Below are 23,961 nucleotides of genomic sequence, written 5' to 3'. Positions count from 1 at the left end.
AACACTTATGCGCGTTTGAAGTCAGCGTGCATAGGAGTGTTTTTAGCTGGGTGACGTTGTAAAGCTTGGATTTTAACGCTTTCAGCTTTACCGTCGATGTTGATTTCAACAACTTCTTCAAAGAATGCGTTGTTTTCTAAAGCTTTAACAAGTTCGCGAAGTTCCAAAGTAACTGCTACAGGTTCAGCTGCACCACCGTAGATGATTGCTGGTACTTTATTTTGAAGACGAAGGCGGCGGCTCGAACCTTTCCCTTGTACTGCTTCTTCACGTGCTACTGCATTTAATACGAAGTTTGCCATGATAGACATTCCTATTTAAGTTTAATTGACTAGACCTTCGACCAGTCTAGTGATAGAAAGCCCCACCAAAAGGCAGGGCTTTTAAATTTAGCGCTATATTATAGATAAGAATCGAACATTGCGCTAATAGATTCTTCGTTGTTAATACGACGAATTGTTTCAGCAACCATACTTGCAACTGAAACTTGGCGAATCTTACCAAGAGCTTGAGCTTCTTCTGAAAGCGGAATGGTGTCTGTTACAACCAATTCGTCAATCACAGAGTTTTTCAAGTTTTCTAAAGCTTTACCAGAAAGTACTGGGTGAGTTGCGTAAGCAACAACTTTTCGAGCACCAAAAGTTTTTAGTGCGTCAGCAGCTTTACACAATGTACCTGCTGTATCCACCATATCATCAACGATGACACAGTCACGGCCTTTAACGTCACCGATCAAGTGCATTACTTGAGATTCATTCGCTTTTTGACGGCGTTTGTCGATGATCGCAAGATCGATATCACCCATTTGCTTAGCTACAGCACGCGCACGTACTACACCACCAACGTCAGGAGAAACAACCATTAAGTTGTCGTGTGACTGTTGACGAAGATCTGCTAAAAGTGCAGGAGTACCGTAGATGTTGTCTACAGGAATATCGAAGAAACCTTGGATTTGGTCAGCATGAAGGTCGATCATGACAACGCGGTCAATACCAACAGTTGTGAGCATATCTGCAACAACTTTTGCTGTAATTGGCACACGGCTTGAACGTGGACGACGGTCTTGACGAGCATAACCAAAATAAGGAATGACAGCAGTGATACGACCAGCACTTGCTCGACGCAAAGCATCAGCCATAACTAAGATTTCCATAAGGTTATCGTTAGTTGGAGCACAAGTTGGTTGTACGATGAATACGTCTTTACCACGAACATTTTCAGTAATTTCGACAGCGATTTCACCGTCAGAAAATTGACCTACAGATGCAGCACCTAGAGGGATGTGAAGGTGGCTAACGACTTTTTGGGCGAATTGTGGATGTGCAGATCCACTAAAAACGACAAGATTGGGCATGAAGCACCCTTGGCGGTTGGCAAATTGGAGAATTAGATGGCAGGGGCGGCTGGATTCGAACCAACGGATGCCGAGATCAAAACCCGGTGCCTTACCACTTGGCGACGCCCCTAATGCGGCAGAACTTTAATATTTTTACAGTATTTTGTCAAGTTGAAACAACAAAGATACTGCAAATTATGCTCTGTCTTTTTTGAAGTAAATGGCAGGGGCGGCTGGATTCGAACCAACGGATGCCGAGATCAAAACCCGGTGCCTTACCACTTGGCGACGCCCCTAAATTGATGAAATAGCGAATAAAGTAAATGGCAGGGGCGGCTGGATTCGAACCAACGGATGCCGAGATCAAAACCCGGTGCCTTACCACTTGGCGACGCCCCTAATACTTTACAGCAATTACATCTACAGGTGAAAAATGATGGCAGGGGCGGCTGGATTCGAACCAACGGATGCCGAGATCAAAACCCGGTGCCTTACCACTTGGCGACGCCCCTATATCAAACTTCAAAATGACGTAATGGTGATTCTTGCAAACTGCGAACCAAGTAAGATTTACATGGTGCATTTTTCAATATGTCATCAATATTCATATTTTCAGTCACTTCAGTAAATACACAAGCACCTGTACCTGTAAGCTTTGCTGTACCGAACTGATCTAAGTACCGCATTGCTTCATCGACTTCGGGATATAAGCTTCGTGCCACAGGCTCAAAGTTATTTCCAAAATCAGATGGCGTTTCCTGATAGCCGCAAAATTTAGTGGGCTTTGAGTCTCTTGTCAACGTTTTTTGTGAAAAAAGCAGTTGAGTGCTGATAAAACAGTCAGGTTTTAATACAATGTACTGTTTTTGAGCTAAATCTATGAATGTTAAGTGTTCACCGATACCTTCTGCCCATGCATTTAGACCATGTACAAACACGGGAACATCTGCCCCAAGTTGTAAGCCGAGTTCTGCAAGTTGTTCGGTATTTAGACCACATTTCCACAGTTGATTGAGCACAATAAGGGTTGTTGCTGCATTGGATGAACCACCACCGAGCCCTGCACCCATCGGAATATTTTTTTCGATGTGGATTTTTTGTGCAGTCAGTGCTTTAGCAAACGGTTTGAGTATTTGAGCAGCACGATAAATTAAATTTTGCTCTAGATTGACGCTGTTTAAGCCCTCAATTTGAATAAAATTTTCATCAGCAGAATTTGCAAGTGGGTGAAATTCCATCCAATCAGATAAATCGATGAGCTGAAAAATCGTCTGCAATTCGTGATATCCATTAGGACGTCGGCCAGTAATGTGCAAAAACAAATTGAGTTTTGCAGGAGAAGGTACACGAATCATGGAAGTCATAGCTCAGCTTTTAGGCAAATTAACGATTTTGAATCACCATTGTAATACGGTTTTCCTGACCGGATTCAAGTGCTTGTTTTAAAATTAACTTGTTCGGTACCGTCGCAGTCTCGTTATAGCTTAGGTCAACCGTCCAACCATCTTCAATAATCTGTTGTGGGCGCTGTGCAGTATCGCGTTGAATTTTTGCTTGTGTGGTTGCAGGGCGCGCCTGTACCCAGTCGACGAGGTGGGTAATGGGAGCTTGCCAACCAGTAGCACGTTCCAGTAATTCTTCAGGTGTTTCTGCTTCAATTAAACCGGTTTTTGCACTGTTTAACTGAACTTGACCGGGTTTACCGCTGATTTGAGTTTTTCCAACACCTAATATGCCACTCAGTTCGATATCATATTCATTGCGGTCTTGAACCCAAGTAAAAAAAGCACTTCCTGACTGTTGTGGCGTGCGCACACCAATCTTACCTTGTAAGTTGAATTGATTTGCAGCGACTTCTTCAGGGCTGGGTTGATCGGGTGTTTTAATATATTGCTGACAACCGGTAAAAAATAAAGCGCAGCAGGTCAGGGCAGATACCCCAAATTTTGAAGATACTTGCATAAAGTCTTTTTAACTCTTTTTCATGGGTTGGGGTAACAATAACGAATGTAGTTGCTCTAATTGCGGATCATTCGGATGTTTTTGTTGGAGTTGTTGTAACAACGCGTCAAATTTATTCATATCACCTTGCATGAAGACTGATCGTGCGTAGCGAATGCCAATTTTTAAACTATTACTCAGTTCATACGCTTTGGCCAAAACAGATGCAGATGTACTAAAATCATTTTGCAAATAACAAATATAACCGAATGTATCTAAAATTGAGGCTTGCTCAGGAGCATATTCTAAGGCATGTTCGACGTATTTTCGGGCTTCATCTAAGCGTCTATTTTGTACCGCCAAGGTATAGGCATATGCATTTAAATAGGTCGGGCTATTGGGTTCAATTTCAAGTAATTGTTTTAGTAATTGGTCGAGTCTATCTTTATCTTGATGGGCGTCGAGCAGTAGAACTTCGGCATAAATGAGCTCAGGATCTTCGGGTAAGTTTTTTACCGCTTCATCAAGCAAACGGACTGCTGCTTTTTTATTGTTCATGCGTTTTAAAATATCTGCCTGAGCAAGATATAAGAAACTGGCATGTTGAGGATAATTAACCCGCTCTTGGGTTAAAAAGCGCAGTGCATCATGCAGCTTATTTTGCTGGCTAAAAATGCTGATCATATTGCGCCGTGAAACTGTATAAAGACTGCCATCAACAAGGCGATAATAGGCTTTTGCCGTTTCATAATGCTGTTTGCGTTCAGCATTTACTGCGAGATAGTAATACGCTTCATTTTGGTATTTGCTCGAATAACGTAACTCCACCAAATACTTTTCGGCTTTTTCATAAAGCTCTAAGTCAATACTGGTTAAACCTGCCATAAATAGCGGTTCTTCAGCAGATGGCCATTTCTTTAGTATATCTTCGAGTTTTTCTAGACCTAATTCTGACTGATTGATTTTAATTAAATATTTTGCTTCTGCTAAGCGAACTTCCATATTGTTGCGGTGTTTACGGCTGGATTTTTCGAACCATTTTAAGGTTTCGTCTTCATCACCTAACGACATAAGTAAATTGGCTTTCATTAAAATATAGCCAGTCACTTTCGGGCGTTTTTTCAGTGCTAAATTAATGGTGTCTAAGGCATCAGCAAAGGCACCATTTTGAGCTTGTAAACCTGCGACTAAGACCAAAATAGAAGGGTTGGTTTTTTCCTTGCTAGCGGTCAGTGCTTGAATCAGATAAGCGCGATCTTCCTCTGATTCAGGGGAAATACCCGCCAAAATTTGTTCTAAATCTGCATTTGGGTCAATGGTTAAAATTTTATCAAGTGTTTCGGCGGCAAGCTCATATTCATGGGCTTTCAAAGCAATATGTGATAAATAAAATAATGCTGGTACATCTTCAGGTTCTTGCACAACCCAATGTGTAGCAATATCTAAGGCTGCTTGTAAATCATTTTGCTCGATAGCAACGTTTAAAGCACGCTGTTTGACCATGGTGGATTTACTTTTGATTGCAAGCACGGTGTAATTATGAAGCGCGGTTGGAATGTCGTTATAAGCTAAGGCAAATTCTGCAATCATACTTTGTTTAATTGCATCATATCCTGAATTTGCATGGTAAACTTCTCCCACGGCCCGAATTGGGACAGTAGAAGCCATGCTACCAACAAGTAAGAATGTGGTAGAATACTGCTTTATTGTCTGGCCGTTCAGTCGGCTATTTGTTAGACGCAATTTTTCTTGATCCAAGTAATGCTTTTTATGACGCCGATAATGCACAATAGCATAAATTTAGCGAAATGATGATCTGATATGTCTTTCTTTGCATTGGGTGTCAACCATCAAACCGCTTCTGTAGAGCTGCGTGAACAGGTTGCATTTAACCCTGAAAAGTTAACTGCACTGCTTGAACAGCAAAGCCATACGCCTGAACTCAATGACATGGTGGTGGTGTCTACATGTAATCGTACCGAAGTCTATGCGATGTCTGAAAATGCAGACGTGGTATTGAATTGGCTCGCCCAATCAAATGGTATCGATGTAAAGCAATTGTCAAATCATGTGTATCGTTATGAAAATGCACAAGCGGTGACACACCTCATGCGTGTGGCTAGCGGCTTGGATTCGCTCATGCTTGGTGAGCCTCAAATTTTAGGTCAAGTCAAAACGGCTTTGTCCTTAGCCAAAGATGCCGAAACCGTTTCCCCAAATTTAAACCGTATTTTTGAATATGCCTTTTATGCGGCAAAACGTGTGCGTTCTGAAACAGCCGTTGGAAGTCATGCGGTGTCGATGGGCTATGCTGTTGCTCAGCTCGCTTTACAGGTCTTTAGTCAGCCTGAAAAATTGACGGTGATGATTGTTGCTGCTGGTGAAATGAATAGCTTGGTTGCAAAGCATTTGGCCGAAATGGGTGTGGGCAGAATTATTATCTGTAACCGTACACGTGCCCGTGCCGAAGCTTTATCGCAAGAGATTGCTCATCGTGTAGAAGTTGAAATTATTGATTTTGCAGATTTGGCAGACAATTTACATCGTGCAGATGTAATTTCAAGTTGTACCGGAAGCTTGCATCAAGTGATTTATTTTGCGGATGTCAAAGCAGCACTGAAAAAACGTCGTTATAAACAAATGCTATTGGTTGATTTGGCTGTACCACGAGATATTGAAGCCAAAGTTGAAAGTCTAGATGGCGTTTATTTATATGGTGTCGATGACCTGCAAACTGTCATTGAAGAAAATTTGGCTCAGCGTCGTCAGGCGGCAGTTGAAGCCGAAGTCATGGTCAATCAGCTTGCGACAGATTTAATCACGCAGCAAAAAGTGAATTTGGCTGGCTCGACGATTCATGCATACCGTGAACATGGTGAGTCATTGCGTCAAGAAGAACTGGCTTTGGCGCTGAATCGTCTACAAAAGGGCGAAGATGCTGCGAAGATTATGCAAGAAATGTCACATCGTTTAACCCAAAAGTTGCTGCATCCAACTTCTATCGTGCTGCGAAATGCAGCAATGGCGGAAGACCCTGCTTATTTTGAAATGTTAGAACAAAATTTAGTTAATGTGGCTGAAAATCGCCGTAAACCAAAAAAATAAATAAGCTGATTCATTGAATAGCATGTCGTTCACAGCTTGAACTTGAAGTTAAAACTTAATCTTCAAGGAGGGTGAGCGATCTTTTTTTATCAATATCATAAATACGTTGTTTTAAATTACGCATTTCAGCAAGGCTAGAAAACTTATTCGACTTGATCTTGAGTTGTAAGAATTGATATTGCAATTTTGTCGATAAATCTGCTGCAAGTTTATCTGCCTGTTCAGGTGATGACGTATAGTCACTGATATTGGCATGCTCTAAAATATGTTGTAATTCATGATGATGCGCTGCACATGCACCGAGTACATAATAGGTCGATAACTCTGGGTCATCAGGCAATTCATCAAAAATCACATTGAAAATATTTAAAACGTGATAAAGCAAGAGATCTTGTGAAACTAAGGCGCGTAAAGGCTCAAAATGAATGTAGAGATAAGGATGATTGATTAAAATCGCAATCACATATTCTTCGGCATCAATTTTTGTACTAAAGCTCAATGATGCATCATTATTGACTTGAGGCTGCCACTTTCGGCTAAACCCTAATTTTTCACGGAAATATTGCTGTAGCAAATAACGATATGAACCACCTTTCGGCAACAGTTCAGTCAGTTGTCTCAGTTCGCCCATCACCTGACTTTTACCTTCAGGCGAAGCAACATTATGATTTTGCGTTAAATGTGCAAAAACAAACTCAGAAAGTAGCGGTGAGGTGTCCAGTAAACGTCGAAAATTTTCAATACCTTCACGGCGGATCAGTGAATCTGGGTCGTGGTCATTTGGCAAAACAAAGAATTTAAGTTCACGTCCATCATTCAGTAATGGCAGTGCAATTTCGAGCGTACGACGAGCTGCTTTTTGACCTGCGGCATCACCATCAAATGCAATAGTAATACGGCTATTTTGCTTAAATAAAATGTTTAAATGTTCAGTATTACTGGCAGTCCCTAAAGTCGCTACAGCGCCATGAATGCCATATTGCTGTAGGGCAATGACATCCATATAACCTTCGACCATTAACCAATCTTGGGCTTTTTGTTTACGGCCTTCATATAAACCATAAAGTAACTGGTTTTTATGGAAAACTTCAGAGTCAGGGGAGTTGATGTACTTCGGTTTGATTTCATCATTTAGGGCACGACCACCAAAACCGACCACGCGACCTTTCGCATCTCGAATCGGGAAAATCACTCGCTCACGCAGTAAGTCAAAGTCACGACCACTATCACTGGTGCGAATCAAACCGAGAAGTTTGAGTCCTTCGATATCTTGTGGAAAGGCTTTTTCCAGATGTTGCCAATCTTCAGGGGCATAGCCTAAACGCCAATAGGCGATGGTGTCTGCACTGAGACCCCGTTGTTTAAAATAAGCTTGCCCAATTGGACTGAGCGGAAGTTGTTGCTCATAAAACTGTGCGACATTTTCCAGCAAGTCATATAAGTTTCCGTCTTGCGGCACATCTTCAAAACCATTGGCAACTTGGTCAAAGTGAGCAAACGGATCGTTCCCATAAAAGGCATCTTCGTTATTTTGAAACTCAGCAAATGGGTCGTGTTCGAAATTTACTGCAGCAGGATTTGTGTCGGTTTCGCCTGTTTTGGGTGGCAGAGCTTTTGCTTCGATTGGAGGTTTTTGTACAGGTTTGGGTTTAGATTCGCGTTTATATTTGAGTTTATTGGAATCGTTATTGTCTTTCGGTAGTTCAATACCCGTTTGGCTAGATAAATCCTTCATTACTTCGATGAAGTTACGGCTACCAATATCCATTAAAAAACGGATGGCATTACCATTGGCCTGACAACCAAAGCAGTGAAAATATTGTTTATCGCGATAGACATGGAAAGATGGCGATTTTTCCTGATGGAATGGGCAGCATCCTGAGTAGGTGCGTCCAGTCTTTTTCAATTTCACAAATTGACCAATCACATCGACAATATCGGTGCGATCTAAAATTTGATCAATTGTATGTTGAGGAATGGCCATGCTGTTTTATCTGTCTATCTATTGAATTTGGGCAGTTCGTGAAATATGTTGAAATCAGCAATGCTGTACGTTCAGGGGAGATGCAGTACAGCATCGTCCATCGAACTATTGTATACCTTTTAATCTAACCGAATCTGTAGATCCTGAAAAGATAAAAGGGCAAGTATTCTAACTTGCCCTTTGTGAAAAATCGACCTTCGTTGCGACTATATTATTCAGCTGATTCTGACGACTCAGTTTTTTCGCTATGAGGACGATCCAATAAGCCAAAGCTTAAACGATTGGTTAAACTACGCTTTTCTTCATCAGTTTCAACTGCGTCTGTAGAGGTTTGCTCAGACATCGTTTGTGCTTCTTTACCGAAAATACCCAAAGTTGCACGGTTAAGGAAGCTGCCTTCACTACGTGCAGCACGCATATTGACTGTACCGTCTGACTTCACAAGTTTTGGATAGTTCAGTTTAAGCACGTCTATGTATTGCTGAGACGTGGTTTTATCACCAAGTTTGTCATAACCATAGGCTACAGTCGCTAGAGCTTCTGGAACTTGTGGTGCTTGAGGATAATGTTCGATCACCCAAAGTGAACGTTCAACAGCAGCTAACCATGCTTTACGTTTTACATTAAAACGCGCCGCATTCATTTCGCTTTCAGCCAATTCTTGACTGATGAACTTCATACGTTGTGCGGCATCGACTGCATATTCGCTTGATGGATAGCGACGAATAAAGTCGACAAAGTTTTGATAAGCCACTTTGAGATAGCTCACATCACGATGTGATTGCTTTAAAGAGGTATAGCGAAGCAAACCATTGTAGTTTTGCTCCATATTTGAAACACCACGCACGTAGTACGCATAATCAACTTGCGGATGCTGCGGGTTCATACGAATAAAACGGTCTGCAAGTGCAATCGCCCCTTCATAGTCTTTTTGCTGAAACTTTACATACAATAGTTCAAGTTGTGCTTGCTGCGCATAGTTACCTGTAGGGTAATAGGTCTCTAGAGCTTCAAGGTGTTTTGCTGCATCTGTATATTGGTTACGTTCAAGCGCTTTTTGTGCTTTTTCGATATAAATCTGTTCGCTTGATTGTGGACCTGTGTCGACCACTTCTTTCTTTGGATTACTGCTACAGCCTACCATTGCCGATGCAATGCCTATTGTTAGAGCAAGCATTGTCATTTTATATTTTGGTAGCGACATAAAAATTCCTCTGTTAATACGGGCAATGAGCTACAATTGAACTATTAAACCACTTTTGTCTGAATGAGCAAATGAGTCAAGCACAATCTTCCAATTCTAATTTCCCTGAAACTGATTTCAATTTACTTGAAGATTCTGAGGATGCAGATAACCATACTTCAGACTCAACTGCAACACGTTTATCGTTGCAATTTCAATTGGATGAAAGCTATTTAGGACAACGTATTGATCAGGTTTCAGCACTGGTTTGGACTGATTTTTCTCGTGAAAAGCTAAAACAGTGGCTCAAAGAGGGCCATTTGTTGGTCAATGGTAACACTGTGAAACCAAAGTACAAATGCGAAGGAACAGAGTTACTGACTTTAGACGTCGAGTTAGAAGCACAAACCCGTAGCTTACCTGAAGATATTCCACTTAATATTGTCTATGAAGATGACGATATTATGGTGATTAATAAACCTGTCGGTATGGTTGTTCATCCGGGCGCTGGAAACAGTACAGGAACATTGGTGAATGCAATTTTGCATCACTACCCAAAATCTTCAGAGTTGACCCGTGCAGGTTTGGTGCATCGTATCGATAAAGACACCTCAGGTCTGTTGGTTGTTGCGAAAAACCTCGAATCCCAATTTTCTTTAAGTAAGCAATTGGCGAAGAAATCGGTTTACCGTATTTACGATTTGATCGTATATGGCAACATTATTGCAGGCGGTACAGTGGATGAACCAATTAAACGTCATCCTGTTGATCGCATTAAAATGGCTGTCTTGCCGGGCGGTAAAGATGCGGTAACTCACTATAATGTGAAAGAACGTTTCCAAAACTTTACCCGTGTTCAAGCACGTCTAGAAACGGGTCGTACCCATCAAATTCGTGTGCATTTTACTTATATCGGTCATGGTCTCGTTGGCGATCAAGTGTATGTACCACGTGTACGTATGCCTGCAGGCGCGTCGATGTTATTAGATGACACTTTACGTGGCTTTAAACGTCAGGCTTTACATGCGGTTAAATTGGGTCTCGTTCATCCACGTACAGGTGAAGACATGATGTTTGAAGCACCATGGCCTGAAGACTTTAACCAATTGGTTGAAGTTTTACGTAGCGAAAACAAAGCTTATTAAGTTTTAAACTGATTTACACGCCATAGATAGAAAAGGACGGCAACATGCAATTTGTTCAGGGACTTCCACAGGGTGTTTTTGTGGGACAAACTCGAGTTCATCATGATCAGACGCAACCCGCTGAACAACCTGAACTGGCAGGATTTAATCTGGCATTGCATGTGGGAGATGATGCAGCGCGTGTGCAAAAGCACCGGATGCAATTGCTCAAAGACTTTGCTAAATATGGCGTGAATAAAATCAGCTGGATGAACCAAACGCACAGTACGCTATGCCATCGCATTGATGAACAGATCAACTTTGTTGCACCCGAAGGCGATGGTATGGTCACGCAGTCTAAACACCATGCCCTGATGATGATGACCGCAGATTGCTTACCCGTGGTTTTGGGTAATGCTGACGGGACTGAAGTTGCCAATCTGCATGCAGGTTGGAAGGGCTTGGCAAATGGTATTGTGGAAAACACCATTGCAGCCATGCACACTCAGCCAACATGGGCTTGGTTGGGGGCAGCCATTTGCCAAGAGAGTTTTGAAATTGGCGCAGAAGTCAAAGCTGCCTTTTGTTCCAAATACCCAGAACTTGAAAGTGCATTTAAAGCTGGTGTAAAGGAAGGCAAATATTATGCTGATCTTTATGCGATAGCGCGTTATATTCTTGCATTACATGGGGTTAAAGCTGTAACCGGTGGCGACCAATGTACCTTTTTGCAAGCTGAAGAATATTTTTCTTATCGCCGAGAAGCGAAAACAGGACGTATGGCAACATTCGTCTTTATGCTTTGAAAATGCTAAACTTGACTGAATCTATCGACTTTTAAATGTTATGTCTTTGACTGCTAAATCTCTTGCTGTTGTTTACCACAGTCCCTATGGGCACACTGCCAAAGTGGCGAATTTCATTGTACAAGGTGCAGAAAAAGCCGGTGTAAAAGTCCATCTCATGAATGTAGAACATGTGGATTGGGATGTGTTGGACAGTGCAGATGCCATCGTTTTTGGATGCCCAACCTATATGGGCAGTATGAGTGCGGCAATGAAATTATTCATGGAGCAATCATCTAAACGCTGGTTAGCACGGACATGGCAAGGCAAGTTAGCCGCTGGTTTTACCAATGGTGGCGGCTTAAGTGGAGATAAATTGGCAGTATTGCAGCAAATCAATTTATTCGCCATGCAGCACGGCATGTTGTGGAGCGGTCTTCCATTGATGCCAACTGGACGAAGCACAACAGATTTAAATCGGATGTCGAGCTTTTTAGGTTTAATGACACAATCGGATAATGCGCCTGTTGAAGTCACGCCACCTGCGGGTGATTTAGAAACCGCTATTTGGTTTGGTGAATATCTGGGACTGTTGTTAAATAAAGTTAATTAATTTGTAAATAAATCGTTTGAACTATCATTTATAAATCTTTGAAAACCCTAGTGATGGAAATGTTACTGGGGTTTTTATTGGCCTAAAATTCGTGAAAATTGGCATTTTGTATAATTGAGTTGTGATGCGTGTCACAAATTGCTATTCATTTACGCCAAAGCTATTGATTTAATCTTCTCATAAATTTCACTCTGGATGAGTGGTAAATATTAAAAAGGATTAAACAATAGTAATGGCATTGACCTTATGTGTTTCTGACGTTGTTTTTGCAGCAGAAGGCTTGGTGGGATTAGCCGATGAAGAATTATCTGCCATCAATGGTGCTGCATTGATGAATATGTCCTATACCGATCCTATTTTAGTCAACCAACAAATGGTTGATGAAAATATTGGTTTCTACAAACTCAGTTTAGATGCGGTCGTGGATTTAAACGTCAATGTCAAAAGTCTGCAACTCGGCTGTGGTGGGGTAAACGGGTCAAATGGCTGTGATATTGATATTCGTCATCTTGCGCTGAGTGGTAATGCAACGTCGACCGATGCCAATGGTAATCCCGTCTTTAATGGTGATCGAGCGTCAACAAGTGCCGAACTGAAAAATCCGTTTATTGAATTTGCAATTAAAAACCCAAAACAAGCGGCTTTACGTGAAGTTAAAGGCTTCCGTGTCAGTGCTGAATCAATTACAGGTTTATTGACCACAGGTATTCAAAACACGGGTGCGCCGACAGACGGGATTAAGTCACTGAGCGGTTATATGAAAATTGCACCGACTACAGGGACAGCAAAGACCCAAGCAGCGATCTTTGGGGATAGCAGTAGCGAGACTTTATCCGGTAACTTGGTGATTAATACGATTTGGAACAATGATCGTAGCTTTGTCAGCCAACCTGAAAATAGTAAGGGTTTAAAAATTCCTTCAATGAATGTGCCGTTTACCGTTCCTGAAATTACGATTAATGGAAAACGACAAACTCAAGCCATTGCCAAAAATATCAGTGCGACTGTGCCATCGATTCAGCTCAATCGAGATAGCGGTAGCATGCAGGTCAAACTTGACCGCAATTTGTTATGGGTTGAAGGGGCGCAGTTCTTTATGGATTCAGGTTCGTCAATTGATGGTTTGAAAATGAACATTACCTTTGAGCAAGCCTTAAATATGATTCATAACATTCCATTAAATGGCACAGCAGGTTATTTATCGCTTCAATCTCAAGATATCAGCTGGCCAGATGCCAATGCAGATGATATTGCACGTACAGGTTGGTGGATGTCATTTAAAGACCCGATTAATATTGGCAAATTAAATCCAACATCTGAAGTAGATATTTCAGGCGTCTTGCCACAAGTTGCAGAAAAAGTATCGTAAATTTTAACCAATGAACCGATTTATATTCCCTTAGGTTCTGCTGTTGGTGCTGCATTTGGTTTACCGATTTATAAAAATGTCGGTTCAATTAACCTCAGCAATGCTGGTGCGGCCAATTTAACTTTAAAAAATCAAGTCTTGGGGAACCAGGAAGTTCGGACCAACTGTTTTGGTGGGTTGAAATTCTGCTAAATGTGCAATGTATCAATAAAAAAACCTCCAAAATGGAGGTTTTTTATTGAACTTATTTATGAAAAATACGGGCTTTATCACGCTGCCAATCACGGTCTTTTTCCGTTGCACGCTTGTCGTGAAGCTGCTTACCTTTTACTAGGGCGATTTCAAGTTTGGCATGAGGACCTTTCCAGTAACATGCCAAAGGCACACATGAATAACCTTTTTGGTTAATCGCACCTTGTAGTTTTTCAATTTCACGGCGGTTCAGCAATAATTTACGAGTACGAGTCGCTTCAGGCACCACATGCGTTGAAGCACTCAGTAAAGGTTGCACTTGAGCGCCGAATAAAAATGCTTCGCCATTTTTAAACGTAATATAGCTTTCTACGATGGTCATACGACCTGCACGCATTGATTTGACTTCCCAGCCTTGTAATGAAAGACCCGCTTCAAATTTTTCTTCAATGAAATAATCGTGACGCGCACGTTTATTGAGGGCAATCGTACTGCTACTATTTTTTTTAACTACTGCTTTCGTCATAATCAAAAACTTCCAAACTTAGCACTATTGTACCCGAACTTTGAATAAGATGAAGTTTTTAAATTTACAAGCTGACTTCACCTATAAATCAAGATTTTGTTAAAATACCCATCTACAAAATAACAGAGTACAACTGGATGTCTAAAACTCGTGTAATTTATCCGGGCACATTCGATCCAATTACTAATGGTCATATCGACTTAGTGACACGTGCATCACGCATGTTTGACGAAGTTGTCGTGGCAATTGCAATTGGACATCACAAAAACCCTGTGTTTAGTCTGGAAGAGCGTGTTGCACTAGCGCAAGAGTCTTTAAGTCATTTGTCAAATGTTGAGTTTGTAGGTTTTGATGGGCTGTTGGTCAATTTCTTTAACGAGCAAAAAGCAACAGCCGTATTACGTGGGTTACGTGCAGTTTCAGATTTTGAATATGAATTTCAATTGGCAAATATGAATCGCCGTTTGGACAGTAAATTTGAAGCGGTGTTCTTAACCCCATCAGAGCAATATTCGTTTATTTCATCTACGCTCGTGCGTGAAATTGCACGTTTAAATGGTGATGTCACTCAGTTTGTACCACAAGCTGTCGTGGAAGCCTTTAAGCGTAAACAACAGCAAGGTTGGTAGAGTGTCTTTATATATCACTGATGAATGCATCAACTGCGATGTCTGTGAACCTGTATGCCCCAATGAGGCGATTTTCATGGGGGAACTCATTTATGAGATTAACCCTGATTTGTGTACGGAATGCGTTGGGCATCACGATAAACCGCAATGTCAGTTGTTCTGTCCAGTGGATTGTATTCCATTGGATCCGGCACATCCTGAAACTCAGGAACAGCTTCAACAAAAGTACGAAAAACTAACTGCTCAAAAAACATCAAGCAATTAGTTGTCAGATTTGTTAGAATGCGCCCCGAAGTGAACCAGACGATCGCTGCTGTGTATAGGTCTCCGTGACTAAAGCAGGGGAGGAAAGTCCGGGCTTCATAGGGCAAGGTGCCAGGTAACGCCTGGGCGGTGTGAGCCGACGGAAAGTGCAGCAGAGAGTAGACCGCCTTCATTATGGTTTCGAGTAATCGAAATCGGAGGTAAGGGTGAAAGGGTGCGGTAAGAGCGCACCGCGTGTCTGGTAACAGTTCACGGCATGGTAAACCCCACCGGAAGCAAGACCAAATAGGGACCCTTTAGGCATGGCCCATGCTGGATCCGGGTAGGTCGCTTGAGCGTATGAGTGATTGTACGCCTAGAGGAATGATCGTCCTCGACAGAACCCGGCTTATCGGTTCACTTCAACAAATTTTGATCAAATACGCGCATTATGGGCTTGACGATATTTAAATATCCCTCCATAATGCGCGCACAGTTTAAGGCTATGTAGCTCAGTTGGTTAGAGCACCGCACTCATAATGCGGGGGTCACAAGTTCAAGTCTCGTCATAGCCACCATATTCAAAAAAAGACCACTCCGATTGAGTGGTCTTTTTTTGTTTCGACGTTTTAAAATCGAAAGTTTTATCATCATAACTGATGTTAAGCAGTAATATCAGAAGCGCTATTTGATTCAAATAAAAGAACGATACGCGGTAAGGTCATCCGCAAGTGTTTGAGACAAGACTATATCTATTCAAAAATATTTTTTGCGATACTTTGAATAATTTGACGCTAGTGAACGAGTTTTGTCGGTGAGGTGCATTGCACCGCAATATGGTTTCCTTGCGAAGCACGCTTCTCATTTTGCCGAATGAGAAACAACGTTTCGTAAGAGTACCTCCAGCTGAAGGCTAATCCCTTTATTTAAACCCTAGATGTAAGACTCCGTCGAATAGGCTTAAAAATCATTTTTTAAAAAAATACGTCATTATTTTAAAGGCGTAACATCAGATCTTAAATATCATCGATAGACAAAACGACGCATACCTGCACGTAAGGCAAATGCGCCATGCATATATACGCCACCGAGCCAATACGGCACATTGTAAATATCTTCATGGCGATATTTAACTAAAGTAAACTCAGCCAATAGTCCTTCAAAGAACATGCCACCAATGGCAAGCATGATGGCCAATATCAGTAGCCATGTACGCTCATAGCTAAATAGCCAGCGAATAAAAAAGCTCAGGTAAAAAATCCAACAAAGTGCTTCGGGATGAAAATTACCAAATCCGCTGAGTATGTAGACGATGGCAAATAGTATTAGGCTCTCGACGAGGGGCGCAGTGCCGTCATGATGACAACTGAGCTGAGTCATCACATAGTGTTTAAGTAGTTGTGTAAGTTGAATATAGCTAAATGCCATGAAAGCAAAGGCAATAAAAAAGCCGGGGAATACCCACCAAGCCTGATGGAAAAATAATGGGTTGGGATAACTAAGTGTTTTTGTATAGACATGAATCGCATCGCAAAAAGTTGCGACGACTGCTGCCAGCAGGGCAAGTATAAATATGCCTGAGAATTGAGTGGTTCTCGTCATCATTCATCCTGAAAAGTGGGTCTTTTTATTTTATGAGTTCTTTATAGTCTGAATTTGAGGAAAAGGCTATGACAAGTTACGAGATGCTCATGGGTTAAATGTTAATTTATAGCGCTACTGCTATACTCAATACATAGTTAACTTGATGAATATAAATAGAAATGATGGATAACCAATTAAACTGGCCTAAAGATAATTTTGAGAATATTGAAACTGCATGGGAAGGTGATCTTTGGCATCGCCGTCGTTTAGGAGAGCAGCTTACAAGTTATGTTGATCGCTTAAACTGCGGTGCTGTTCTTGCTTTGGATGCACGATGGGGTGAGGGTAAAACGTGGTTTGTTCGTAACTGGGCGAAACATTTAGATGATACTCAGCATAACGTGATTTATTTGGATGCGTTTGCAAATGATTATTTGGAAGATCCTTTTTTGGTTATTGCATCTGAAATTGCTTCAAAGTTAGATAAAACAGCCGAAAATAAGCCCTTAGTGCATAAATTTAAGAAAGCAGCAGCAGTTATGCAACAAGGACTTTTAACCTTAGCTCCAACACTCATTGCTTCAATGATTAGCTGTGCTTTAACTGGTGGGCTAATTCCACTGATTAAAATTGATAGCGAGAAAATTACAGATAAACTTGATGATGCAATTGATAAAGTAACAGAAAATATTGGAGAAAAAGTTACTGAGGCAATTCAAGCTAAGATTGATAGTTATGAAGAAGAGAAAAACTCCATAATTGCTTTTAAAGCAACATTGGCACAGTTAGCAGAAAATTTAGATAAGCCTTTAGTCTTTATTATTGATGAATTGGATCGATGCCGCCCTGATTTTGCAATACGTTTAATTGAGAGGATCAAACACTTTTTTGATATTAGAAAAATAGTTTTTGTATTGGTAATGAATAAAAACCAACTTATAAATGGTATTCAGCATATTTATGGATATGACAATGAGAGTTCGAAAATATATTTAGAAAAATTTATCGACTTTGAGATTCCCTTGAGAAATCAAGTAAATATTCTGGATAAAAATAAATCTAATTTAGAAGTAATTTCAAAATTATTAAAATTGGTGGGAGAAGAGTCCGTAGATATTGCTTTAGTCGTGCTACTTAGTATTAGTAAAGATATATCCACACGGGAACTTAAGAGGAAAATTAATCTTTATGCTTTATTAAAAAAAGAAAAATTAGAAAATAATATTTTTATCGCTTTGGGAGTAATTAAAGGGGCAAGGGATTTATTGCATGATATGGAACGCATTGCTGTGTTAATAATGAAAATGAAGCAAGGTAATGAAAATGTTTCTGGTCTAAATATGGCTCATTTTAATATAGAAAACTTTAAAGAAATAGTTGAGAAAGAGTTTAATGTTGAGTTATTGATAATTAATGATTATCTTGAACACGTAAGTGCGATGGAAGACTTACGTACCCGCTATCAGCATAATACTTATGAAATAGAATATACTAAGTTTTTAAATAAATATGCATTTAAGCCGTCAGAAGAAATGCAATATCATTTATTCCAGCAGCAATACTTTAACTATATCGAAAACAGTGTATGGCTAGAGGATTAATCAATCTTAAAATAATTTATCAATAGTTCTACATCATCAGTCTGCAACTGTTCCCGCATATTTAAAAACTGCTTTTCATCTAAGTCATAGAGCTTAAGGGAAAGTAGTTTTTTGATATCTTCTTCAGGAAAGCGATATTTAATTACTTTAGCAGGGACTCCGCCGACAACAGCATAAGGTGGCACATCTTTAGTCACCACCGCACCAGTAGCTACTACAGCACCTTCACCGAGTGTAACACCTTGCATAATCATCGCACGTGAGCCGATCCAGCAGCCATCACCAATGATTGTGTCACCCGCAGGGACAAAACTCCGTGTATCAAACGGAAATGCCGAAATCCAGTCTGTGCGGTGGAGTTGGTTACCGCCCATCATAATCACGCATTCTGCGCCAAAACAGACAAAATTACCGATATGTAACTGGTCTATCGGCTTTTCAGCTGTTGCAGGTTTATCGTGCAAATAACGCACCACACAGCGCTCAAAACCTTGATCCCAATATGCAGAATAATATGAATAATTACCTTTGATGTGAATATTAGGGTTCTTCACTGTTTTAGAGATGAACTCAAATTCACACCAATGATTTACAGGTGAATTAATCAATTTTTCAGACATAAACAGTACAACTTAAAAAGGGTAAACCATTATAACCAATTGAACTGATGTCATGCGTCGTTCATTCCTATTAAAAATCAATCGCTAGACCGAAGTGTTTGTAGGGAGGTTTGGGATCCGAGCAATGACTTTAATTTCAAAATCAAAACCTGCAAGCCAATTAACACCTATTGCTGTCCAGTTTGGATAAGGCTTTTGTGTAAACACCTCATTTTTAACTTTCATGATGACTTCAAATTGCTGTTCAGGGTTTGTATGGAAGGTGGTGACATCGACAATTTCATCGAAAGTACAGCCTGCCGCAGCGAGAGTATGGCTAAGATTCTGGAATGCTAGTTTTACCTGTTTCTCAAAATCAGGTTCAGGACTGCCATCTTCACGGCTACCGACCTGGCCTGATACAAAGAGTAAATTTTCCGATTTAATAGCAGCAGAGTAACCATGCTGTTCATACAAGGCATGGCGATCTTGGGGAAATATTGCAATTCTAGTCATGTTTATTCTCATTCAATATCTGGTTTTAAAAGTGGGGGGAAAGCAGCTTTATTTTTGACATACGTATCGTATGTCAACATAATTGACATACGCCTGGTATGTCAATTAAAATTTTTGTGATGATGAGGTAATCAAAGCAATGTCTGTTCGTGAAAAAAAAATGGCGGCAACCCGCAAGAAACTGATTGAAGTGGCACGCCGTACGTTTGCTGAGTATGGCTATGCAGACACCTCAATGGATAAACTCACGGCAGAAGCAGGGCTGACCCGTGGTGCGCTGTACCATCATTTTGGCGATAAAAAGGGCTTATTTGCTGCTGTGGTTAATCAAATTGATTCAGAAATGGCTTTATCTGCCCAGAAGTATCTGGAGCAACCCGAAGATCTTTGGGAGGGGTTGATGCTTGAGGGGAAAACCTATATTGAAAATGCCTTGAATCCTGAGTTTCAGCGAATTGTATTACGCGACGGACCTGCGGTATTGGGTGATCCTGCGCATTGGCCGAGTCAAAACAAATGCTTGAAGTCTACACGTGAATGCGTAGAACAGTTATTGGCAGCAGACCGAATTAAAGCAGTGAATTCTGAAGCGGCAGCCATATTTTTAAATGGAGCAGCCATGAATGCGGCGCTTTGGGTGGCTTCTAGCAAGAATCCTGAGCAGGTGTTGTCAGAAGCATTACATGCCTTTCAACTTTTTGCATCAGGATTATTAAAAGAAGGATAGAGCAGGGGTATAATAATTATTTGTCTGATTATAAAAAACCCCTCAAAAGAGGGGCTTAAAATTGCTATCTTAATGAATTAAAGATATTCAACTTTAGAAACTTCGTACTCAACTTCACCTTGTGGTGTGTTGATTTTTACATCGTCGCCTTCATTTTTACCCAAAAGACCACGAGCAATTGGAGAGTTCACAGAGATCTTGTTGATCTTAAAGTCTGCTTCATCATCACCTACGATTTTATAAGTCTTTTGTTCTTCAGTATCTAAGTTTTCAATGGTCACAGTCACACCGAAAACCACACGGCCATTTTGCTCAAGTGATTTAACATCAATCACTTGGCAAGCACCCAGTTTACCTTCGATATCTTGGATACGGCCTTCACAGAAACCTTGTTGCTCGCGAGCAGCGTGGTATTCTGCGTTTTCTTTCAAATCCCCATGTTCACGCGCTTCAGCAATTGCTGCAGTAATACGTGGACGATCAACACTTTTAAGTTGCTGTAATTCTTTCTCTAGGGCAATTTTGCCTTCGGGAGTCATAGGATAACGTTGCATTGTTGTCCCTCATGTTTGTAAAAAGAAAAAATCAGTAAAATTTTTACTGACCTAGAAATGAAAAAAAGCCCGCCACCGAGAGGTGGCGGGACTTCTCGGTAACTTAATTAACCTTTAGTAAGGTCTTGTAAGCGGTATACATCCATTGGCAATTTGATTGCTAAAGCTTGGCATACTGCATCAGCACCGTTAAGGGTAGTTGTGTAATACACTTTACCTTGTAATGCAGAGCGGCGGATCGAGAATGAATCTTCTTGAGCCTGTTTGCCTTCAGTTGTATTGATAATGAGGTGAACTTCGCCATTTTTCAAGCGGTCTACGATATTAGGACGGCCTTCAGTCACTTTGTTCACACGTTCACATTCAATACCTGCATCTTTAATCACATCATAAGTACCGCCAGTAGCGATCACTTTGAAGCCAAGATCTGTCAACTGTTTCGCAATACCAACAGCACGAGGCTTGTCAGAATGACGAACAGATAAGAATGCATGTTTTACTTCACCTTCCGTTGGTAGGCCTGGTAAACGGTCATTAGAGCCTAACACAGCTTTATAGAACGCTTCACCAAATGTTTTACCTACACCCATCACTTCGCCTGTAGATTTCATCTCAGGGCCAAGAATTGGGTCAACACCAGGGAATTTATTGAATGGGAACACCGCTTCTTTTACAGAGAAGTGTTCAGGAATAATCTCTGTAGTGAATCCTTGAGATTCTAGAGATTGACCTGCCATACAACGCGCAGCCACTTTCGCTAAAGATTCGCCGATACACTTAGATACGAATGGAACAGTACGTGATGCACGTGGGTTCACTTCTAAGATGTATACGTCAGTACCTTTAACCGCAAACTGTACGTTCATCAAACCGATTACGCCAAGCTCTTTTGCCATAGCGATGGTTTGACGGCGCATTTCGTCCTGAACTTCTTTAGATAAAGAGTAAGGAGGAATAGAACATGCTGAGTCACCTGAGTGAATACCCGCTTGTTCGATGTGCTGCATGATACCGCCGATCACAACGTCTTTACCGTCAGATACGCAGTCCACGTCAACTTCAATCGCATCGTCTAGGAAGTGGTCAAGAAGTACTGGCGCTTCGTTAGATGCTTGAACCGCATCACGTAAGTAGCGTTTCAATTCGTCGTCGTTGTACACGATTTCCATCGCACGGCCACCAAGGACATACGAAGGACGTACTACAAGTGGGTAGCCAACTTTTGCTGCTTCAGCCATACCTTCTTCAGCAGATTTTACAATGCTGTTGTTTGGTTGACGAAGTTGCAGACGTTGAATCATTTGTTGGAAACGTTCACGGTCTTCTGCACGGTCAATTGCGTCTGGTGATGTACCGATGATTGGTGCACCAGCTTCTTCTAAAGCACGAGCCAATTTAAGCGGAGTTTGACCGCCGTACTGAACGATAATGCCTTTAGGTTTCTCGATACGCACGATTTCAAGTACATCTTCCAAAGTGATTGGTTCGAAGTACAAACGATCTGATGTGTCGTAATCCGTAGAAACAGTTTCAGGGTTACAGTTCACCATGATGGTTTCATAGCCGTCATCACGCATTGCAAGAGCCGCGTGTACACAGCAATAATCGAACTCGATACCTTGACCAATACGGTTAGGACCGCCACCAATGACCATGATTTTGTCACGGTTCGATGGGTTCGCTTCACATTCTTCATCGTAAGTTGAGTACATGTAAGCTGTGTCAGATTCGAATTCTGCAGCACATGTATCTACACGTTTGTAAACTGGAGTTACGCCCAAGTTCCAACGGTGTTTACGGAATTGTTTTTGTGAAATGCCCATCAAGTCTGCAATGCGAAGATCTGATAAACCTTTGCGTTTGAACGAACGGATGTTGTCAGCGTTCAAATCACCAAAACCTAAAGTTTTGATTTGATTTTCAGTTTTGATGATGTCTTCGATTTGAATCAAGAACCAACGATCAATTTTGGTTGCTTCAAATACTTCATCAAGAGTGAAACCGTGACGGAATGCATCGCCTACGTACCAAATACGCTCTGGACCAGGCACTTTCAATTCAACAAGAATTTTCTCACGTGCGCCTTCAGTGCCCACAGCGATTTTTTCGTCAAAACCACATGCGCCAACTTCAAGGCCGCGAAGAGCCTTAGACACAGATTCTTGGAAGTTACGGCCAATCGCCATTACTTCACCTACAGATTTCATCTGAGTCGTCAAAGTTGCGTCAGCTTGCGGGAATTTCTCGAAGTTGAAACGAGGAATTTTCGTTACAACATAGTCGATCGCAGGTTCGAAAGATGCAGGGGTTGTACCGCCAGTGATGTCATTTTTCAACTCATCAAGGGTATAACCTACAGCCAATTTCGCCGCGATTTTTGCAATTGGGAAACCAGTTGCTTTAGAAGCAAGGGCAGATGAACGAGAAACACGTGGGTTCATCTCGATCACAACCATACGGCCGTCTTTCGGGTTGATACCGAACTGAACGTTCGAACCGCCAGTTTCTACACCAATTTCACGAAGTACAGCTAAAGATGCATTACGTAAAAGTTGGAATTCTTTGTCAGTCAATGTTTGTGCAGGAGCAACAGTGATTGAGTCACCTGTGTGCACGCCCATTGGGTCAAAGTTTTCGATTGTACATACAATGATACAGTTGTCGTTTTTGTCACGAACAACTTCCATTTCGTACTCTTTCCAACCAATTAAAGATTCATCGATCAATAATTGTTTAGTTGGAGAAAGATCGAAACCGCGTTCACAGATTTCAATGAATTCTTCACGGTTGTATGCGATACCGCCGCCTGAACCACCCATAGTGAATGATGGACGGATAATGACAGGGAAGCCGAAACGCGCTTGAATTTCAAGTGCGTGTTCCATGCTTTCTGCAACGTCAGCGCGAGGGCATTCCAAACCAATTTTGCGCATTGCGATATCGAAAAGTTTACGGTCTTCCGCTTTTTCGATTGCTTCTTTCGTCGCGCCAATCAATTCAACATTGTATTTTTCTAAAATACCGTTGGCATCGAGTGCAAGGGCACAGTTCAATGCTGTTTGACCACCCATTGTAGGAAGAACTGCGTCTGGGCGTTCTTTCTCAATGATTGCAGCTACAGTTTGCCAAGTAATCGGCTCGATGTAAGTTGCGTCTGCCATCGCAGGGTCTGTCATAATGGTCGCTGGGTTAGAGTTCACCAAAATAACACGGTAGCCTTCTTCACGAAGGGCTTTACATGCTTGCGCACCTGAGTAGTCAAACTCACATGCCTGACCGATCACAATCGGACCAGCACCGATAATTAAGATGCTTTTAATGTCTGTACGTTTAGCCATGATGCTTCCTTA

General features: G+C 41.3%; 22 protein-coding genes, 5 tRNA genes and 1 other RNA gene. 11 read left to right on the top strand and 17 right to left on the bottom strand.

Annotated elements, in window-relative coordinates:
* Positions 1–5 precede the first annotated feature (5 nt).
* The 9 genes from rplY to FTU79_RS01340 all read right to left on the bottom strand — a co-directional run bounded on the left by rplY (position 6) and on the right by FTU79_RS01340 (position 5,020).
* Positions 6–302, bottom strand: a complete 297-nt coding sequence (gene rplY / locus FTU79_RS01380; RefSeq protein ID WP_078192179.1) for a 50S ribosomal protein L25 — start codon at positions 300–302, stop codon at positions 6–8.
* 98 nt (positions 303–400) lie between these two features.
* Positions 401–1,354, bottom strand: coding sequence for a ribose-phosphate pyrophosphokinase (locus tag FTU79_RS01375; RefSeq protein ID WP_078191360.1), 954 nt, complete (start codon positions 1,352–1,354; stop codon positions 401–403).
* Positions 1,355–1,391: 37 nt separating this feature from the next.
* Positions 1,392–1,466 (bottom strand) — tRNA-Gln (locus FTU79_RS01370).
* A gap of 91 nt (positions 1,467–1,557) precedes the next feature.
* Positions 1,558–1,632 (bottom strand) — tRNA-Gln (locus FTU79_RS01365).
* A gap of 28 nt (positions 1,633–1,660) precedes the next feature.
* Positions 1,661–1,735 (bottom strand) — tRNA-Gln (locus tag FTU79_RS01360).
* Positions 1,736–1,773: 38 nt separating this feature from the next.
* Positions 1,774–1,848: transfer RNA gene (locus FTU79_RS01355), tRNA-Gln, on the bottom strand.
* A 3-nt stretch (positions 1,849–1,851) separates the two neighbouring features.
* The gene (ispE, locus tag FTU79_RS01350) at positions 1,852–2,691 is read right to left on the bottom strand and encodes a 4-(cytidine 5'-diphospho)-2-C-methyl-D-erythritol kinase (RefSeq protein ID WP_180007606.1); all 840 of its coding nucleotides are present in this window, start codon (positions 2,689–2,691) and stop codon (positions 1,852–1,854) included.
* 28 nt (positions 2,692–2,719) lie between these two features.
* On the bottom strand, positions 2,720–3,298 hold the full coding sequence (gene lolB / locus FTU79_RS01345; RefSeq protein WP_180007590.1) for a lipoprotein insertase outer membrane protein LolB: 579 nt from the start codon (positions 3,296–3,298) through the stop codon (positions 2,720–2,722).
* Between the two features lie 9 nt (positions 3,299–3,307).
* Complete coding sequence (locus FTU79_RS01340) at positions 3,308–5,020, bottom strand: hypothetical protein (protein WP_180007591.1); 1,713 nt, start codon at positions 5,018–5,020, stop codon at positions 3,308–3,310.
* Between the two features lie 78 nt (positions 5,021–5,098).
* On the opposite strand from FTU79_RS01340, the gene hemA reads away from it, so the two are divergent.
* The gene (hemA, locus tag FTU79_RS01335) at positions 5,099–6,382 is read left to right on the top strand and encodes a glutamyl-tRNA reductase (RefSeq protein WP_180007592.1); all 1,284 of its coding nucleotides are present in this window, start codon (positions 5,099–5,101) and stop codon (positions 6,380–6,382) included.
* A 55-nt stretch (positions 6,383–6,437) separates the two neighbouring features.
* On the opposite strand, the gene FTU79_RS01330 is transcribed toward hemA, so the two are convergent.
* A complete protein-coding gene (locus tag FTU79_RS01330) occupies positions 6,438–8,366 on the bottom strand; it encodes a DNA primase (protein ID WP_180048748.1) in 1,929 nt (642 codons plus the stop codon).
* A gap of 211 nt (positions 8,367–8,577) precedes the next feature.
* Positions 8,578–9,570, bottom strand: coding sequence for an outer membrane protein assembly factor BamD (locus FTU79_RS01325; RefSeq protein WP_078191356.1), 993 nt, complete (start codon positions 9,568–9,570; stop codon positions 8,578–8,580).
* 71 nt (positions 9,571–9,641) lie between these two features.
* Between FTU79_RS01325 and rluD the strand changes: the two genes are divergently transcribed.
* From rluD to FTU79_RS01305, 4 genes are all read left to right on the top strand, one after another.
* Positions 9,642–10,694, top strand: coding sequence for a 23S rRNA pseudouridine(1911/1915/1917) synthase RluD (rluD, locus tag FTU79_RS01320; RefSeq protein WP_078191355.1), 1,053 nt, complete (start codon positions 9,642–9,644; stop codon positions 10,692–10,694).
* 44 nt (positions 10,695–10,738) lie between these two features.
* On the top strand, positions 10,739–11,479 hold the full coding sequence (gene pgeF / locus FTU79_RS01315; RefSeq protein WP_180005456.1) for a peptidoglycan editing factor PgeF: 741 nt from the start codon (positions 10,739–10,741) through the stop codon (positions 11,477–11,479).
* A gap of 40 nt (positions 11,480–11,519) precedes the next feature.
* Positions 11,520–12,071 carry a flavodoxin family protein gene (locus tag FTU79_RS01310; RefSeq protein WP_180048747.1) on the top strand — a complete coding sequence of 184 codons (552 nt, stop codon included), beginning with the start codon at positions 11,520–11,522 and terminating at the stop codon, positions 12,069–12,071.
* Between the two features lie 232 nt (positions 12,072–12,303).
* Positions 12,304–13,440 (top strand): hypothetical protein, encoded by a 1,137-nt coding sequence (locus FTU79_RS01305; RefSeq protein WP_257224223.1) that lies wholly within the window; start codon positions 12,304–12,306, stop codon positions 13,438–13,440.
* A 244-nt stretch (positions 13,441–13,684) separates the two neighbouring features.
* Here the strand turns inward: FTU79_RS01305 and smpB are convergent, their stop codons facing one another.
* Positions 13,685–14,158 (bottom strand): SsrA-binding protein SmpB, encoded by a 474-nt coding sequence (gene smpB, locus FTU79_RS01300; RefSeq protein WP_078191351.1) that lies wholly within the window; start codon positions 14,156–14,158, stop codon positions 13,685–13,687.
* Positions 14,159–14,295: 137 nt separating this feature from the next.
* On the opposite strand from smpB, the gene coaD reads away from it, so the two are divergent.
* The 4 genes from coaD (at position 14,296) to FTU79_RS01280 (ending at position 15,608) form a co-directional block, all read left to right on the top strand.
* Entirely contained in the window at positions 14,296–14,787 is a 492-nt protein-coding gene (coaD, locus tag FTU79_RS01295; protein ID WP_078191350.1) for a pantetheine-phosphate adenylyltransferase, read from the top strand.
* Between the two features lies 1 nt (position 14,788).
* The gene (locus FTU79_RS01290) at positions 14,789–15,052 is read left to right on the top strand and encodes a YfhL family 4Fe-4S dicluster ferredoxin (RefSeq protein WP_078191349.1); all 264 of its coding nucleotides are present in this window, start codon (positions 14,789–14,791) and stop codon (positions 15,050–15,052) included.
* Positions 15,053–15,078: 26 nt separating this feature from the next.
* Positions 15,079–15,458: RNase P RNA component class A (gene rnpB, locus FTU79_RS01285), an RNA gene on the top strand.
* 73 nt (positions 15,459–15,531) lie between these two features.
* A tRNA-Met gene (locus FTU79_RS01280) sits at positions 15,532–15,608 on the top strand.
* Between the two features lie 445 nt (positions 15,609–16,053).
* On the opposite strand, the gene FTU79_RS01275 is transcribed toward FTU79_RS01280, so the two are convergent.
* A complete protein-coding gene (locus FTU79_RS01275; protein ID WP_257224222.1) occupies positions 16,054–16,635 on the bottom strand; it encodes a hypothetical protein in 582 nt (193 codons plus the stop codon).
* Between the two features lie 158 nt (positions 16,636–16,793).
* Here FTU79_RS01275 and FTU79_RS01270 point away from each other — a divergent pair, with 158 nt between their 5' ends.
* Positions 16,794–18,215 (top strand): P-loop NTPase fold protein, encoded by a 1,422-nt coding sequence (locus FTU79_RS01270; protein ID WP_180048746.1) that lies wholly within the window; start codon positions 16,794–16,796, stop codon positions 18,213–18,215.
* Here the strand turns inward: FTU79_RS01270 and FTU79_RS01265 are convergent.
* The gene (locus FTU79_RS01265) at positions 18,212–18,835 is read right to left on the bottom strand and encodes a CatB-related O-acetyltransferase (RefSeq protein ID WP_180009716.1); all 624 of its coding nucleotides are present in this window, start codon (positions 18,833–18,835) and stop codon (positions 18,212–18,214) included. The genes FTU79_RS01270 and FTU79_RS01265 overlap by 4 nt on opposite strands.
* A gap of 84 nt (positions 18,836–18,919) precedes the next feature.
* Complete coding sequence (locus tag FTU79_RS01260; RefSeq protein ID WP_180005422.1) at positions 18,920–19,330, bottom strand: RidA family protein; 411 nt, start codon at positions 19,328–19,330, stop codon at positions 18,920–18,922.
* A 139-nt stretch (positions 19,331–19,469) separates the two neighbouring features.
* Between FTU79_RS01260 and FTU79_RS01255 the strand changes: the two genes are divergently transcribed.
* A complete protein-coding gene (locus tag FTU79_RS01255; RefSeq protein WP_180021942.1) occupies positions 19,470–20,057 on the top strand; it encodes a TetR/AcrR family transcriptional regulator in 588 nt (195 codons plus the stop codon).
* Positions 20,058–20,134: 77 nt separating this feature from the next.
* Here FTU79_RS01255 and greA read toward each other — a convergent pair whose 3' ends face one another.
* Positions 20,135–20,611 (bottom strand): transcription elongation factor GreA, encoded by a 477-nt coding sequence (greA, locus tag FTU79_RS01250; RefSeq protein WP_078191345.1) that lies wholly within the window; start codon positions 20,609–20,611, stop codon positions 20,135–20,137.
* Between the two features lie 107 nt (positions 20,612–20,718).
* Positions 20,719–23,949 carry a carbamoyl-phosphate synthase large subunit gene (gene carB, locus FTU79_RS01245; RefSeq protein ID WP_168378094.1) on the bottom strand — a complete coding sequence of 1,077 codons (3,231 nt, stop codon included), beginning with the start codon at positions 23,947–23,949 and terminating at the stop codon, positions 20,719–20,721.
* Positions 23,950–23,961 lie beyond the last annotated feature (12 nt).

The sequence above is a fragment of the Acinetobacter sp. YH12144 genome (assembly GCF_013418345.1).
Classification (GTDB): Bacteria; Pseudomonadota; Gammaproteobacteria; order Pseudomonadales; family Moraxellaceae; genus Acinetobacter; species Acinetobacter amyesii.
The sequence above is the reverse complement of the archived record's forward strand: the minus strand, read 5'-3'. Positions and strand labels throughout refer to the sequence as shown.